The 14,553-nt window shown below is 69.3% G+C and carries 15 protein-coding genes and 3 pseudogenes; 11 read left to right on the top strand and 7 right to left on the bottom strand.

Translation table 11 applies throughout. The features are described from left to right. From ACSDR0_RS43205 to ACSDR0_RS43170, 8 genes and pseudogenes are all read left to right on the top strand, one after another. Positions 1-244 (top strand): annotated as a pseudogene (locus ACSDR0_RS43205) (zinc-binding dehydrogenase); the annotation flags it as partial. 72 nt (positions 245-316) lie between these two features. Then, positions 317-730, top strand: a complete 414-nt coding sequence (locus ACSDR0_RS43200) for an IS110 family transposase (RefSeq protein ID WP_435294777.1) — start codon at positions 317-319, stop codon at positions 728-730. A 359-nt stretch (positions 731-1,089) separates the two neighbouring features. After that, positions 1,090-1,518, top strand: coding sequence for a VOC family protein (locus ACSDR0_RS43195; protein WP_435294779.1), 429 nt, complete (start codon positions 1,090-1,092; stop codon positions 1,516-1,518). 170 nt (positions 1,519-1,688) lie between these two features. Continuing rightward, the gene (locus ACSDR0_RS43190) at positions 1,689-2,879 is read left to right on the top strand and encodes a sensor histidine kinase (protein ID WP_435294776.1); all 1,191 of its coding nucleotides are present in this window, start codon (positions 1,689-1,691) and stop codon (positions 2,877-2,879) included. Beyond that, positions 2,876-3,544 carry a response regulator gene (locus tag ACSDR0_RS43185; RefSeq protein ID WP_435294775.1) on the top strand — a complete coding sequence of 223 codons (669 nt, stop codon included), beginning with the start codon at positions 2,876-2,878 and terminating at the stop codon, positions 3,542-3,544. Before ACSDR0_RS43190 ends, ACSDR0_RS43185 begins: the two co-directional genes overlap by 4 nt. Before the next feature lie 122 nt (positions 3,545-3,666). Next, positions 3,667-4,974, top strand: coding sequence for a cytochrome ubiquinol oxidase subunit I (locus ACSDR0_RS43180; RefSeq protein ID WP_435294774.1), 1,308 nt, complete (start codon positions 3,667-3,669; stop codon positions 4,972-4,974). Beyond that, positions 4,953-5,903, top strand: a complete 951-nt coding sequence (locus ACSDR0_RS43175; RefSeq protein ID WP_435294773.1) for a cytochrome d ubiquinol oxidase subunit II — start codon at positions 4,953-4,955, stop codon at positions 5,901-5,903. Before ACSDR0_RS43180 ends, ACSDR0_RS43175 begins: the two co-directional genes overlap by 22 nt. 183 nt (positions 5,904-6,086) lie before the next feature. Next, positions 6,087-6,392 (top strand): annotated as a pseudogene (locus tag ACSDR0_RS43170) (transposase family protein); the annotation flags it as partial. A 100-nt stretch (positions 6,393-6,492) separates the two neighbouring features. On the opposite strand, the gene ACSDR0_RS43165 reads toward ACSDR0_RS43170, so the two are convergent. Genes ACSDR0_RS43165 through ACSDR0_RS43155 form a run of 3 tightly spaced genes read right to left on the bottom strand, consistent with a single transcriptional unit; the run spans position 6,493 to position 8,551 of the window. Then, positions 6,493-7,563: a patatin-like phospholipase family protein gene (locus ACSDR0_RS43165; RefSeq protein ID WP_435294772.1), complete on the bottom strand. Its 1,071-nt coding sequence runs from the start codon at positions 7,561-7,563 to the stop codon at positions 6,493-6,495. Further along, complete coding sequence (locus ACSDR0_RS43160; protein WP_435294771.1) at positions 7,560-7,955, bottom strand: hypothetical protein; 396 nt, start codon at positions 7,953-7,955, stop codon at positions 7,560-7,562. Before ACSDR0_RS43160 ends, ACSDR0_RS43165 begins: the two co-directional genes overlap by 4 nt. Further along, a complete protein-coding gene (locus ACSDR0_RS43155; protein ID WP_435294770.1) occupies positions 7,949-8,551 on the bottom strand; it encodes a TIGR03086 family metal-binding protein in 603 nt (200 codons plus the stop codon). Before ACSDR0_RS43155 ends, ACSDR0_RS43160 begins: the two co-directional genes overlap by 7 nt. A 142-nt stretch (positions 8,552-8,693) precedes the next feature. On the opposite strand from ACSDR0_RS43155, the gene ACSDR0_RS43150 reads away from it, so the two are divergent. Together ACSDR0_RS43150 and ACSDR0_RS43145 are read left to right on the top strand one after the other, a co-directional pair. After that, entirely contained in the window at positions 8,694-9,263 is a 570-nt protein-coding gene (locus ACSDR0_RS43150) for a TetR/AcrR family transcriptional regulator (protein WP_435294769.1), read from the top strand. Positions 9,264-9,285: 22 nt separating this feature from the next. Further along, positions 9,286-9,372: pseudogene (locus ACSDR0_RS43145) on the top strand (Tn3 family transposase); the annotation flags it as partial. A gap of 158 nt (positions 9,373-9,530) precedes the next feature. On the opposite strand, the gene ACSDR0_RS43140 reads toward ACSDR0_RS43145, so the two are convergent. The 4 genes from ACSDR0_RS43140 to ACSDR0_RS43125 form a co-directional block, all read right to left on the bottom strand. After that, a complete protein-coding gene (locus ACSDR0_RS43140; RefSeq protein WP_435294768.1) occupies positions 9,531-10,607 on the bottom strand; it encodes a CU044_5270 family protein in 1,077 nt (358 codons plus the stop codon). After that, on the bottom strand, positions 10,604-11,116 hold the full coding sequence (locus ACSDR0_RS43135) for an RNA polymerase sigma factor (protein ID WP_435294767.1): 513 nt from the start codon (positions 11,114-11,116) through the stop codon (positions 10,604-10,606). The genes ACSDR0_RS43140 and ACSDR0_RS43135 overlap by 4 nt, the downstream gene beginning before the upstream one ends. Positions 11,117-11,202: 86 nt before the next feature. Then, on the bottom strand, positions 11,203-11,865 hold the full coding sequence (locus ACSDR0_RS43130; protein WP_435294766.1) for a recombinase family protein: 663 nt from the start codon (positions 11,863-11,865) through the stop codon (positions 11,203-11,205). 205 nt (positions 11,866-12,070) lie between these two features. Then, positions 12,071-13,468 carry an MFS transporter gene (locus ACSDR0_RS43125; protein ID WP_435294765.1) on the bottom strand — a complete coding sequence of 466 codons (1,398 nt, stop codon included), beginning with the start codon at positions 13,466-13,468 and terminating at the stop codon, positions 12,071-12,073. An 88-nt stretch (positions 13,469-13,556) separates the two neighbouring features. Here ACSDR0_RS43125 and ACSDR0_RS43120 point away from each other — a divergent pair, with 88 nt between their 5' ends. Further along, entirely contained in the window at positions 13,557-14,165 is a 609-nt protein-coding gene (locus ACSDR0_RS43120; RefSeq protein WP_435294764.1) for a TetR/AcrR family transcriptional regulator, read from the top strand. The last annotated feature ends 388 nt before the right edge of the window (positions 14,166-14,553 follow it).

Genomic DNA, 14,553 nt, shown 5'->3' with positions numbered 1-14,553 from the left:
CCCCTTCGGCGCCTTCTTCGGCGACCAGGGACGGCACGATCGCTCGATCGTCACGTTCTTCCTGCTCGGCTGCCAGGGCCTGGCGCCCGACCTGACCTGGCTGGCAGGCCGCCTCGCCGCCGGACAGTTGGACCCGCAGATCTCCTGGCGGGGCTCCTGGCACGAGGCCTCCAAGGCGACCGAGGCCCTACTCGGCCGCCGCCTGCACGGCAAGGCGGTCCTCGAGATCGAGTCCGCGTCCTAACCGCCGTCGGAGCAGGCGCCAGGCAACCATCAAAAATCGGGCTCTGTCTCTCTTTCGGTGGTAATCGCGGAGATGGCCGATTGGTTGCGCTGCTGGGGCGTGACTCGCGTGGTGATGGAGGCCACCGGCGAGTACTGGAAGGACGCCTACTACCTGCTGGAGGGAGAGGGTTTCGAGTGCTGGCTGGTCAACGCCCGCGAGGTGAAGAACGTGCCGGGTCGCGCCAAGACCGACCGAGCCGATGCGGTCCGGCCGGCCAAGGTCGCCGAGCGGGGCATGTGCCGGCCCTCGCCGGTGCACCCTCAACAGGTCCGGCAACCACGTGATCCGACCAGGTATCGCCGCGCTCTGGTCGGTGACCGGACCCGGGAGATGCAACGAGTCGAGAAGGTCCTCGAGGACGCCCACATCAAGATCGGTTCGGTACTCGCCGATATTCACGGTCGGCCACACCCCCGGTCCGGACCAGCAGCCCGGCCTCGGTGAGGACGTGCCGCTGCCGCAGCAGGGGCCGGGTCGCGGTGGACGAGCGGGAGTAGACGATCCGCACCGGCGCTCCTCAGGAAGGACGAAGCCCCGTTCTACCTGCCGGAAAATACTGTCGCCAATCGGAACCCGAAATGGCCCGCCAACAGTGGTGTTTTATCCTCCTATGCCCGTTTTCCGGGGCCAGGTGAGCGTCCTGTCGGGAAACCGTCTAATCCCGCCCCCTGGGGAAGACGTCGCAAGCGCGACCAAGGACAGCCGTTCCGATCGGCCCCGGCGATCGCATGGTCCGTCCGACGTTCTGAGTGGGTGATCGCGGGACGTATGGCAACCTATGGGAGGGTTGGTCCGTGGGAGCATTGGTTAGGCAGATTCAAGTCACCTTCGACTGCGCATCGCCTGAGCGCGTTGCTCGTTTCTGGTGCGAGGTGCTGGGGTACGTCGCGCCACCGCCACCGGAGGGGTTTGCCAGTTGGGACGACTTCAATCGCACGCTGCCGCCCGAGCAGCGGGATTCATGGTTCGTATGCAGTGATCCCTCGGGCGCGGGTCCGCGGCTGTACTTCCAGCGCGTTCCCGAAGGGAAGGCCGTCAAGAATCGGCTGCACCTTGACGTGCGGGTCGGCACCGGGCTGGTGGGTGAGGAGCGCCTGGCGGCCCTTGAGGCCGAATGCGCGCGGCTGATCCCGCTCGGCGCGGTACGCGTGCGGCTCCTGCCTGCCGATGAGGTGAACGAGTCGTGCCTGGTCATGCAGGACGTTGAGGGCAACGAGTTCTGCCTCGACTGAGTGGCGGGCAGGAGCGAAGAGTCCGGCCGGCTATGCCGATTTCCCTTCGCCGACCTCGAACTTCTCCGCCACAGCCTCGGCCCCACTCAATAAGGGGTCATGCGTCACGAGACCTACCTGGCGGCTGGGTACACGTTTGGGAGCGGAGAGCCGAATACTAGGGTCGCGCTATGTCGGTACGAGCCCTCCGGGCGCAACTGCGAGGTGTCCCGCCCAGCCTGCTCGACGGTGCGCTCGCCGTCCTCGTCGCCGTTGCCGCGACGACGATGATCGTCGTGTCCGCCGAGCCGGGCGCCAGGCCCCCGGACGCGCTGGCCTACGCCATCGGCGCGGGGATGGGCCTGGTCCTGCTCGCCCGCCGTACTCGGCCGCTGCCGGTGCTGGTGGCCAGTTGCGCGCTGGTGCTGGTGTATCACTCTCTCGCCTACCCGAGCCTCTCCGTCGCGATCGTCCTGGGGGTGGCCACGTACACGGCCGCGGAGCGCGGGTATTTCGGCCGGGCGGCGGTGATCGTGGGCGTGCTCAGCGTCTACAGCGTTGGCTACCGCGCGATCGTCGTCCGGGATCCGGTGCTCAGCCTCCTTGTCGAGAAGGCGGCGCTCCAGGCGGCGCTGCTGGCGGCCGCGCTTTTTCTCGGCGAGGCGGCGCGGAGCAGGCAGGCGCTCGCGGAGGAGGTGCGCGAGCGGCTGCGGATCGCCCAGGAGGCCAGGGAGGCCGAGGCCGAGCGCCGGATCGAGGACGAGCGGCTGCGGATCGCCCGGGAGCTCCACGACGTGATCGCCCACACCGTCACAGTGATCCAGGTGCAGGCCCAGGTGGCCCACGAGCTGTTCGAGGAGAGGCCCGAGCGCAGCAGGCAGGCGGTGGCGGCGATCCGCGAGGCGAGCGTCGAGGCGATGAACGAGCTGCGCTCGACGATCGGCTTGCTGCGCCACCTCGATCCGGGCGGGGAGCCCCGCTCTCCCGTACCCCGCCTGTCAAGCGTTCGGGACCTCACCATGATGGCGCAACGGGCGGGGCTCCACGTAGGGTGGGGCACTCGCGGGGAGCCGTACGATCTCCCGGCGGCGGTCGACGCGAGCGCCTACCGCATCATCCAGGAGTCGGTGACGAACGTGATTCGGCACTCGGGGGCGAGCACGGTCGAGATGACCGTCTCCTACGAGCCGTCGGGTGTCTCCATCGAAGTCGTCGACGACGGCGGGGGGCCGGGAGCGTCCGGGGAAAAACCACCAGGCCACGGCCTCACCGGGATGCGAGAGCGCGTCACCGCGCTCGGCGGTCACCTCACCGCGGGCCCCGCCCCCGCCGGGGGATTCCATGTCCACGCCTGGCTGCCCACGAAGGAGAGGCACCGGTGAGCACACGCGTCGCCCTGGCGGACGACCAGACGCTGGTACGCGCCGGTTTCCGCGCGCTGCTCGAACGCGACCCCGGCATCGTCGTCGTCGGGGAGGCGCCCGACGGGGCCGAGGCCGTCGAGCTGGCACGCGCGGAGCGGCCCGACATCGTGCTGATGGACATCCGCATGCCGATCCTGGACGGCATCGAGGCCACCCGGATCATCGCGGGTGACGCCTCGTTGCGGGACGTGCGGATCGTCGTGCTCACCACCTTCGAGGTCGACGAGTACGTCTTCGACGCGTTGCGGGCCGGGGCGAGCGGTTTCCTCCTCAAGGACACCGACCCCGACGAGCTGCGCAGGGCCGTCCACGTGGTGGCCGGGGGAGAGTCGCTGCTCTCCCCCGGCGTCACGCGCCGCCTCATCGAGGGCTTCGTCGCCGGAGATCGCCCCCACCGGCTCGACGACACGCCTCTGGGCGTATTGACAGAACGCGAAAAGGGGATCGTGGCACTCGTCGGCGGCGGTCTGTCCAACGAGGAGATCTCCCGGCGCGTCTTCATCAGCCCGGCGACGGTGAAGACCCACGTGGGCCGCGCCCTGTTCAAGCTGGGGGCGCGGGACCGCGCGCAACTCGTGGTGATCGCCTACGAGACGGGACTGGTCGTTCCCGGCACACGGTGAGCGGACCGTATGCGCGGCGCCTCCCGGCGTACGGTGAGCGGACCGTATACGCCCAGCGGCGCTTCCTGACGCCCCCGCGGGGTGACGACCGGTTCCCGGGCACGCCTCTAGCGTGCGAGACCATGGAACCACTCGACCTCGCCAGGCTTGAGTTCGCGCTGACGACGAGCCTGCACTTCCTCTTCGTCGCGCTGACGCTCGGCCTCGCGCCCCTGATCCTGTACATGCAGGCCAGATGGGTGTTCGGCGGCAGGCCGGTGTACGAGCGGATGACCCGGTTCTGGGGGCAGATCTACCTCGTCAACTACGCGCTCGGCATCGTGACGGGCATCGTGATGGAGTTCCAGTTCGGGCTCAACTGGAGCGGCCTGGCGAAGCTGACGGGGGACGTCTTCGGCGCGGCCATCGCGCTGGAGACCCTCGTGGCGTTCTTCCTGGAGTCCACCTTCCTCGGGCTATGGATCTTCGGTTGGCACCGGCTCCCCAGGATCGCGCACCTCGCCGCGTTCGCCGTCGTCACGCTGACGGCCTACGCCTCGGCGTTCCTCATCATGGCGTCGAACTCCTTCATGCAGCACCCGGTCGGGTACGAGAGGCACGGGACGGGCATCCGCCTGACCGACTTCGGCGCGCTGGTGGGCAATCCCGCCCTGACGGTGACCCTGGCCCATCTGCTGCCGGCCGCACTCAGCGTCGGAGCGTTCTTCGTGGCCGGCGTCAGCGCCCACCACTTCCTCCGGCGTACGCGGGACGTCGACTTCTTCCGCCGCTCGATGCGCGTGGGCCTGGTGGTGGCGGCCGTGACCGCGCCCCTGGTCATGGCCGGCGGCATCGCGCAGTTCCCGGTGATCGGCGGCTTCCAGCCCGCCAAGACGGCGCTGACCGGCGGCGACGCCGAGGAACTCGCCAGGGCCCGCAGTTTGCTCGCCGCCCAGTTCGGGCCGGGAGACCTCACCCCGCCCGCGTGGATCCACGAGGTCAGCCAGGTCATGATCTTCATCGGTCAGATACTGGCGCTGTTCGCCCCGCTCCTCCTCCTGCTGATGGTCTGGCGCTGGAGTGTCCGCCTGCGGCCGCTGCTGCGCGTGATGACGTTCCTGATCCCGCTCCCGTTCGCCGCCGTCGTCTGCGGATGGGTGGTCCGGGAGGTGGGCCGCCAGCCCTGGGCCGTCTACGGACTGCTGAGGACCGAGGAGGCACTTGGTGACATCGGCACGGTGGCCATCACCGGATCGCTGGTCGCGTTCACCGCGGTCCTGCTCCTCTTGGCCGCCGTCGACTACTCGCTCATCGTCGATCTCGTCCGGCGCGGCCCGGAAGAGGACGCGCTCAGACTCGGCGCCAGGACCCTGCCGGTACCGGACGCCGACGCCGCCGCTCACCGGTCGTCGGGAAGGGAGGAAGAACCGTGGACGTCGTCTGGCTACTGATCCTGGGATCGCTCCTGGTCGGCTACTTCGTCCTGGAGGGGTTCGTCCTCGGCGCGGGGCTGGTGCTGGGGCGGTACGGCACGCGGGACGACACGGACGTCTCGGTGGCCGCTTTCGCGCCGTTCGTGCTGGCCAACGAGGTATGGCTGGTCGCCGTGGCGGGCGTGCTGATGGGCGCGTTCCCCCTCGTGGAGGGAGAGATCATCTCGGGACTCTACCCGTTCGTCGTCACCGGCCTTGTCGGATGGGTCATCCGTGACGCGGGGCTGTGGTTCAGGCTCCGCCGCACAGGGGGGGCTTGGCGGCGCCTGTGGGCGAGGGCGATCGTCGCCGGCAGCGGGCTGCTGGCCGTCGCGTGGGGGTTCGTCATCGGCAACCTGCTGCTCGGCCCGCCCGGACCCCCGCTGTCGGCCGGGACGCTGTTTGCCCCCTACGCGGTGCTGTGGGCGGTGACCCTGCCCGCGCTGCTCGGGGTGCACGGAACGGCATTCCTGGCCCGCCGCCTGCCCTGCCACCTCCACTCCGACCTCCAGCGGCTCGGGGGCAGGGTCACGAGGCTCGCCCTCGTGCTGGCCTCTGTCGCGGCGGGCGGCGGCCTGGTGGTGGCCGTCGTCACCGGGGGCCCCGGCGGCGCCCCGGCGATGCTCCCTCTCTTCGGCGCCGTGGCGGCGCTGTGGTGGATCGGCTCCCGCCCGTTCGACGGAGGCGGCCGAGTCCTCGCGCTCAGTGCCGTGGCGGTGAGCGTCCCGGCCGTCGCGGCCGGGCTGGTCTCCGCGCCCGCCCTGATGGCCCACCCGGCGAGCGGGCGGGCTCTCGCGGTGCTGACCGCCTACGGGCTCGGTGCGCTCGTCCTCGTCGTCGTCGTGCAGGTGTGGGCCTGGCGGCTGTTCGACGGGCGCGTCGAGCCGGACACCCCGTCCTTCTTCTGACGTCACCCGCGCTCCCGTTCCGTGGAAAGGGCCACAGGGAGAGCCGCCCTTCGAACGTCTCGCCTGGCGAAGAGCACTCGGGCGCTCCCGACGGCCGGTCCCGCCAAGTCGGGTCCGTGTCTGTCCAGTGGGCTCTGTTCCGTAATCGGTGGTAGCCGTGCGTCACCGGTGCCAGGCTGGGGTGTGCTGAAGATCGACGCTCTTGCGGATGTGGTGTTTTCGGGGTTGTCTGCCCTGGTCATCGAAGGTGTAGTGGACGAGGGCGATCTGATCCGGGTGGTGGCGCGGACTCGGGACGATCCCGTGCTGTGTCCGGTGTGCGGGACGCCGACCGGCAGGGTGCATGGGTTCTGCGGCCGAATGGTCGCGGACCTTCCCGTGGACGGCCGGCGGGTGGTGGTGTCGGTGCGGGTGCGGCGGATGGCCTGCCCGGTGTGGAGTTGCTCGCGGCGGACGTTCCGGGAGCAGGTCCCCGGGCTGCTGGAGCGCCGCTCTCACCCTGCCCCATCACAATGGCCGGACCGAGGGCGTCAACACCCGCGCGGCCCCCGCCTCGGCACGCTCGGTTCCCGCTGCGTGCCGGTCGCGTCTACGGCACGGCGGTCAGCTGGCCGAGTGGTTGCAGCAGACGGTTGACAGCCGCGCGACCGGCTTCGAGCGCGGCTTTGAGGGGTTTGCCGTTGCAGGTGAGGCGACCGATGCGCGGGGTATCAGGCCCGGGGCGCACGGACAATACCGCTGGGGCCCGGCTGTCGGCGGGCGGACGGATCATCGGCGGCGCGGCTTGGTCGTACTGCGCGAGCAGCGCGTCGTCGTGTAGCAAGCGGTGGCCGCGTGTGAAGAAACTTCGGTGCAGTGCCTCCGGATGGTGCCGTAGAACGGTCGCGGCGATTAGGCGTGCTCCGTAGGACGGGCGCGCGTCGGGTCCGGCGGCCGGTGTTCCGATTCCGGTCGGAGGTGCGGGACGGGACCGCAGGACAAGGACATGGCTGGCGCCCTGTGCCAGGGCGGTGCGGTAGGGGATGGACTCGGCGAGCCCCGCGTCGTAGTAGAGCCGCCCTGCCAGTTCGATGGGCGGACCGGCGAGGAACGGCAGTGCGGCACTGGCTCGCAGTGCCAACCGCAGTTCGGCGGGACCGGTCAGATGCGGGCGCAGATCGGTGGACCGCCCGGTGTGGACATCGGTGGCGAGCGGGTGATACTCGACGGGGTTGGTCAGGACGGTGTCGAAGTCCATTCGGGCCACCTCGCGGTACAGGTGCTCGACAAGGTTGCGCACATCGACCATTGGCCGACCGCGCAGCAGGTTGGACGGGCGGATCATCGCTCTCGCGTAGACGGGTTCGGCCCAGCCGGTCAGGTGTTCGGGAGTTCCGCTGAGCAGCCAGGCCGCCGTGATGGCCCCTGCCGACGCTCCGTAGACCGCGTCGAAGGCGTGTGTCACTCCGCTTTCGTACAGGGCGAGGGCCATGCCCGCGGAGATCGTGCCGCGCATGCCGCCGCCTTCGATGGCCAGGGCCACCCGGTGGCCGTCCCGGCGCTCACCCGGGCGGCTGCCGTGGCGGACCCGGTCGGCCAGGACGCGCAGCACCTCATGCCGGCCGGGCTCGGTCACCGATTCGCGTTGCATATGCCCCTCTCGTCTCGCGGCGCCGGTCATGATGTCGGAGTATCGTCGCCGGACAGGTAGGAGTGGGCCTGGGCCCAGATACCGCGGTCGGGTTGGGTGGCTGCCCAGGTGACGGACCTGAGCCGTCCCCGCCCTCGGTAGCGTCGCATGATGGTGACGTGGTCCGGCCAGGCGACGAAATTGCGCAGGGCTTGTTCGTCCTGCCAGATCGCCACCGAGCCGCACCTGCCCCGCAGCGGCTCCGTCCACAGCCACATGCCGACCGCTCCCGGCAGATGGGGCCAGCCACGGCGCAGGCTGAGCCCGGCCCGGTAGACACCGGGCAGGTCGTGTAGCCGACTGATCCGGAAGTCTGTGACGCTGACCAGTACCGGGCCGGTGACGCCGGCCGCCGGTCCAGGCGTCCAATGTGTTCTCAGCATGACGCCTGCCACGACGGGGAGCGGCCCAGCAGACCGAGCAGCCGCTCGAAGTCCGGCGCGTCGCCGGGCATCGGGACGCGAATGCCGAACGCGGCGCCCGGACCGCGAGTCTGCGGTGTGTCCGGCCACCGGGCGGCTACCGCCAGCGCGGATCCGGCCGGCTTGTGGTCGGGCCGGTAGGGCACGCCGATGCTCGCCGCGACGTCCCATCCGTGCACGAGAAAGTCAACGAAGTGCATGCCGACGGCGATCCGGCCGGGGAAGACACCGAACTCGCCGACCTCGATCTGACGGTCGTAGATGTCGGGGGCGGCGAACGCCGCCGTGACCGCGGCAGCGGAATCGTGATAGGCGCGGAGCGGATCGGTTCCGAGGTCGCCGCTGTCCTCGATGGACCACTGCGCCCGCGTACCCGCGGCGGCGGCGAAGCCGCGGTTCTCGCTGACCATGTGCCACAACAGCTCACCCAGGTTCCACGCCGCGCACGGTGTGGGCCGATTGAGGTCTGCGGTAGTGACTTGGGCGGTCACTTCTCCAGCAACGTCTAAGGCGCGCCGGTCCAGGTCCTGGACATCGACAGCAGGGGGAACAATCATCGCCGGTCTTTCTTTGTACGAACGTTCGTGCTGATATTAGGATCGCACTTCACCCAACGTCAAGCAGCTATTCTGAACCGAACGTTCGTACAAACGGAGGTTGGAGATGCCGGGAAGGCCGCGGGACGAGCGAGCACGCAACGTGATCCTGCGCCGGGCGGCGGACATCGCTTCGCAGGACGGGCTGGAAGGGCTGTCGATCGGCCGGCTGGCCGCCGATCTCGGCGTGAGCAAGAGCGGTCTGTTCGGCTACTTCGGTTCCAAGGAAGAGCTCCAGCTCGCCACGATCCGCACCGCGATGGGCGTGTACGTCGACGAGGTCGTCCAACCCGCATTGACCGTGCCGCCGGGCCTGGAGCGGGTGCGCCGACTGTGCGAGAACTGGTTGGGATACTCGCAGCGGCGGGTCTTTCCGGGCGGCTGCTTCTTCTTCGCCGTCACCGCGGAGTTCGATGCCCGCCCGGGCCGTGTGCGAGATGCCATCGCCGAGGCCGGCCTCGATTGGGCCCGCTTCGTGGCACGCGCCATCGACGACGCCCGCCAGCTCGGCGAGCTCGCCGACGACACGGACGCCGATCAGCTCGCCTTCGAGCTGATCGCCTTCCTAGAGGCCGCCAACGTCACCTCCTTGCTGCACGACGACGCGAACGCCTATGAGCGGGCCAGAACCGCCATCCGCAAACACCTCGACACCGCGATGATCGGCCCATGAAGGTCCCAAGGCCCCGGAGTACATCAAGGCCAACTACACCGACACCCACGGCGCCAGCCTGGTCGGGTTCGCCTTCACCGAACTTTTGGGGTTCAAGCTGCTCTTTCGCCGCTGTTCTGGACCCACGTCAACCCCTACGGCCGGTTCCGGTTGAACATGGACACCCGGCTCGACCTGACCGCCGCCTAACCGCCTACACCCCTCACCGAAGGGGGACGTATCTGGGCCGGCCGGATGTCCGCGCCCGGCCAGCCAGCCCGGTGGGCTTTACTCGGTCGAGGGCGGGGATGGCTTGGTGCCGGTCCAGCCGGACTCCAGCACCACCCCGCCTCCGTTGCCTTTCCCCTTCGGCATGCCGATGGCATCGACGGCCAGCACCTTAGAGGTGTCGGGGTCGATGATCAACCTGTCCCTGGCAGGCCGGCCCTCCTGGATCGGGAAGGTCACGGCGATGCCCGGCCGCCCCCGCGAGTCGGTGGTCGGGCCTTCGACCCTTACCGCGGGTAGCGTCGCCAGCGCCTTGTAGGCGGCGCTGCGCACCTGCGGGGAGGCGGGCAGTTCGTACAAAAGCGAGGCCAGGGTGCCCGGCAGGCCGCCCTCCACCGAACCGACGAAGTCCCGATCCCTGCGGATCGCCTCAGCGGCCCGCTTCTTCAGCGCCTCAGGGTCGGCGGGCAGCGCCTCGATCTCCTTCAAGGTCATGGGCATGGCACTCCAGTAAAGTCTGTGCTTTTTCTTGTTCTGGAAGAACACGGCCTTGCCGGGTGAAGTGGAGAAAGGGGGGGCGGGGTCCTTCCCCTTCGCCCACTCGGTCGGCGAGCCGTCCCTGCGCCACGCCTCCAGGTCCAGGGGACGTGTGGTCAGCTCCCTGTAGCCGATCCAGGTCCGGCCGTCCTTTGCCATCCACGTCTCCGACAGCGCGGAGGTTTCCAGACTGTAGGTGATGTTGTTCTCGCTGAACGGCCAGAGCAACTGATGCGTGTACAGCTGCTTGAGGTGCCAGTAGGCCCCTTGCGGGGCGGCTTCGGCCTTGGCAGCGGCGGCCAGCAGGACCGAGGTGCCTGACAGGGCGGTGCCGCCGGGGGTGGCCGTGGGAGAGGGCGTCGCGGTGGGGGCGACCTGGCCGAGGAAGAACGTCGTCGCGGCTGCGGCCGCGCCCAGCCCGATGGCGCCGGCCCGCCACGGCAGGCGCCGCCGGGCCGCCCGGTGCGGGTGTGCCGATGTCCGGGGCATCATGGTCTGGGTCGCCATGATCGCCTCACGCAGTTCGCGCGCGCCAGGCCCCTGATCCGGCGCGTGCGGTGCGAGGTTGATGGCCTTGACCAGGTTGTCGATGTCGCTCATGCTTCACTCCTCGCGATCGTCAAGGACGCCTGCCCCTTCAGCGCCGCCGCCAGCCGCTTGCGCGCCCGGCGCAGCCGGGTCCGGGCGGCAATAGCCGTACATCCGACAACTTTGGCGATCCGCTCGCTGGTCAGGCCCTCCCAGCAGGCCAGCGCTAACACCTCGCGGTCACGCTCGGGTAACCCGTCGAAGGCGACGCGGACATGGTCCAGTTCGACCTGCCTGACCGGCCGGTCGGCGGCCAGTTCCGCACGCAGCCGCTCGGCGAGCACGGCCCTGCGGACATCGCCGCGTTGATGGTTGGCCAGCACGCGGCGGGCCACCCCGTACAGCCACAGCAACGCCTCCTCCCCCTCGGGCACGTCACCGATGCGCCGCCAGGCGGTGAGGAACGTCTCGGAGATGACATCGGCCGTGTCGTCGGGCGAGCCGGTACGGCGGGCGGCGTACTGATATACCGCCGGGTAGTACGCGTCATAGACCGCTTCGAAGCGATCTCGCTGTGTCACAAAGTCTCCTTGCCGAAAAGGTGCCGGACACCTGGTTAATGTCCGGCACCTTGCGGAATGTGACAGCTCGCCATGAGCGGTTCGCGCTACTCGCCGCGCCATTCGGACGCCATGGCTGGATTCCCCAGATCGCCGCCGGGGCTGGTGAACCGGCCGCGCATCGGCCGAACACCGACGCTGTCCTTGGTCAGGTGCCCGTAGACCGTGCTGCGCGGAACTCCGAACAGGTCGGCGATCTGCTGGACGGTCGTGGTCCGGGCGTCATACAGCCGCTGGGCGAGCGCGGCCTGCTCGGAGGTGAGCCGGAGGCGGCGTCCGCCCCCGCGACCACGCGCCCGGGCCGCGGCCGGTCCGTCGTTGGTGTTGGCCACGATCAGCTCACGCTGAAGCTCGGCCAGGACGCTCAGCATCCCGAACATCGCCCGGCCCTCCATCGTGTCGGTGTCAATGCCCTGCTCGATCACGTGCAGGCCGACCCCGCGCATCCGCAGCTCGGCACTGAGGGTTACCAGGTGCAAAACCGAGCGCGACAACCGGTCCAGCCGGGTGACCTTCAACGTGTCGCCCGAGCGGAGCACCCGCGGCACGATGTCGAACTGCGGGCGGGAGGCCTTCGCGCCGCTGGCGTGATCGAGGTAGACGTCGTCTCGCTCGACCCCGGCCCGGCAGCAGAGCGTCGATCTGGTGGTCAGGGTTCTGGTCGCCAGTCGAGACCCGCGCGTAGCCGAAGAGCATGTGCCGGAATGCAACTGATGACCGTTCGCTGACACTGATTTCCGACACCAGTTCCCGACAGCGACCACCTGCGATTCCACGTCCGGCGTGGCACGTGTCGACAAACCCTCGTTTGCCGACACACTCACGCCGCGAGGAACATCCCAGCCGAAACGTGCTCCTACACTCCGAGTAGTCAAAGTCACGGAGAGCATTACCACTGATGGTGGCGCGGCATCCTCATCCGGTGTTGGCTCGGCCGGGTGTCAGGACGGCGGCCACGAGAGCCGCGATGCCCGCGGCGACCGCGGCGAGGATGTAGCCGTCGGTGAACCCCGAGAGCGTGTCCCCGATCAGGCTGGCCGCCGCGACGCTGGAGATGGCGGCGGCTCCGACGGAGGCGCCGAACTCGTGGAACGTACTGACGATGCCGGCGGCGATGCCGGATTCGTGTGGGGCCACCTGGCCCAAAGCGGTCGCTGAGGCGACGACGAACAGTGCGCCGGTCCCGGCGGCCGCGAGTGCCGTGCCTGCCACCACGGTCGCGATGTGCATCGAGAAGGCGGGTACGGCCATGCCGATCGCGGCGGTGAGCAGCCCGGCTACGGCGAGTCGGCGCGCTCCTGCGCGGGCGATGGCCCGGCCGGTGAGGTCGGCCCCGAGCATCGTCGCCGCCGCGACCGGGAGGAACAGCAGACCGGTCTGCAGAGCGCCGAAGCCTTGGGCGTGCTGGAAGTAGAACGTGCCGAGGAAGAACACCGCGATCATCAGCGCCGTTGCCATCACGATGAGGAACGTGCCGGTGGCCACCGGGCGCCGAACCAGCAGCGTGACGTCCATCAGGGGCGACCTGGCGGTCTTCTGCCTGGCCACGAACGCCAGGTAGCCCATCGCGGCCGCCAGCAGGAGCCACCCGGTCGTGGCGGTGAGCCACCCGTGGTCTCCAGCGCGAGTGATCGCGTAAATCACGGCACCGGACGAGGCGGTGACCAGCAACGCGCCGAGCACGTCGAGCCGGGGTCTGGGCGCGGCCACGCTCCGGTGCGGCAGCATCCGGGCCAGAGCGGCAAGGATCACCAGCCCGATGGGCACGTTGACGTAGAAGACCCATGGCCAGCCCGGTCCGGCGGTGAGCAGTCCTCCCAGCAGCACGCCAAGAGCCGCGCCCCCACCGCCGAGCGCGGACCAGATGCCGAGCGCCTTGTTCCGCTCGTCGCCGTCGAACAGGGTCACCAGCAGTGACAGGGCCGACGGAGACAGCAGCGCCGCACCGAATCCTTGCGCGACGCGGCCGCCCAGCAGCAGGCCGGCGGAGCCGGCGAACCCGGTCACCAATGACGCCACCGTGAAGATCAGCAGGCCGGTGAGGACCACCCGCCTGGCCCCGATCAGGTCGGCGAGCCGCCCGCCCAGCAGCATCAGGCCGCCGAACGTCAACGTGTACGCGCTGACCGTCCAGGTCAGCGCCTCACGGCTCAGACCCAGGTCGGTCTCGATATGCGGGAGCGCGATGGCCACGACGGTGACGTCGAGGATCAGCATCAGCTGGGCCACCCCGAGGAAGCCCAGGATGCGCCATCGCGACGGATGGGCCGAACTGTCCGGCGGAGATGGTTCGTGGATCTCATGGCGCGTCATCGAAAGCCTCCGGCTAACTCGTATGTCAACGTACGATTTCGAGTGGCGAGAGTAACACGTATATCTCCGTACGAGTTAAGGTGGTGGCATGCCTACCGTCTCTGCCGGTCCGCGTCGGCGCGCGGACGCCGAACGCAGCATCGCCCGCATCGTCTCCGCGGCACGCAAGAGCCTGAGCGATGATCCGGACGCGAGCGTCGACGACATCGCCAAGGCCGCCGGAGTGGGCCGGATGACGCTGTACGGCCACTTCCGCACCCGGGCGGAACTCGTCGAGGCCGCACTGGTCGACGCACTGCGCGCCGGTGAGGAGGCACTGTCGTCCGTCGATCTCACCGGGGACGCACGCGAGGCCCTGGCCCGGCTGCTCGACTCCAGTTGGTCCCTCGTGGCCGAATCCACGGCGTTGTTGGGCGCCGCGCAGAAAGTTCTTCCCGCCGGGCGCGTTCGTGAGCTGCACGCCGCCCCCGCGCGGCGTGTCGAAGAACTCATCCGCCGTGGCCAGGACGACGGCGTGTTCCGTACCGACCTGCCGATCTCCTGGCTGATCAATGTCCTGCACTACATCCTGAAAGGCGCCGCGGAGGAGAGTCGCGCCGGGCGCATGGAAGCAGGAGAGGTCGCCCGCGTCGTCATCGCGACGGCGCAGTCGCTCCTGGTCGCCGCCCCGCCGGACCTTCACGCCTCCCCGAAGTAGCGCCAGCTCGTAGAGCCCGTTCTCGCCCAGGTGTCGGCCATCGGGGAGGACGGGACCGGAATCTGGCGGCAGGCGGAAGCCGCCAATGATCTCAGGTCGCCATCGCGGGTTGGCGGGGGTCACCACCAGGTTCGGCACGTTCAGCACGCTGAGCTGAACCGGCAGCAGGAACACCGCCTGCGCCGGCCTCGAGCCGTCGGCAAACTCCCCACCCATCAGCGAACCGGGCATATCAGCCCTTGCTGACCTGGGCTGATGCGATCACGTGTACCTGGTGACAGGAGTCGTATCGACACCCTGATCCCCCGTTGGCAATTTAACCCCCCAGGGGTATGTTAGGGTCGCAAATCGAGGTACCCCACCGGGGTACATGCGAGAGGAGAACCCC

Source organism: Streptosporangium sp. G11, from assembly GCF_051192615.1.
Classification (GTDB): Bacteria; Actinomycetota; Actinomycetes; order Streptosporangiales; family Streptosporangiaceae; genus Streptosporangium.
The sequence above is the reverse complement of the archived record's forward strand: the minus strand, read 5'-3'. Positions and strand labels throughout refer to the sequence as shown.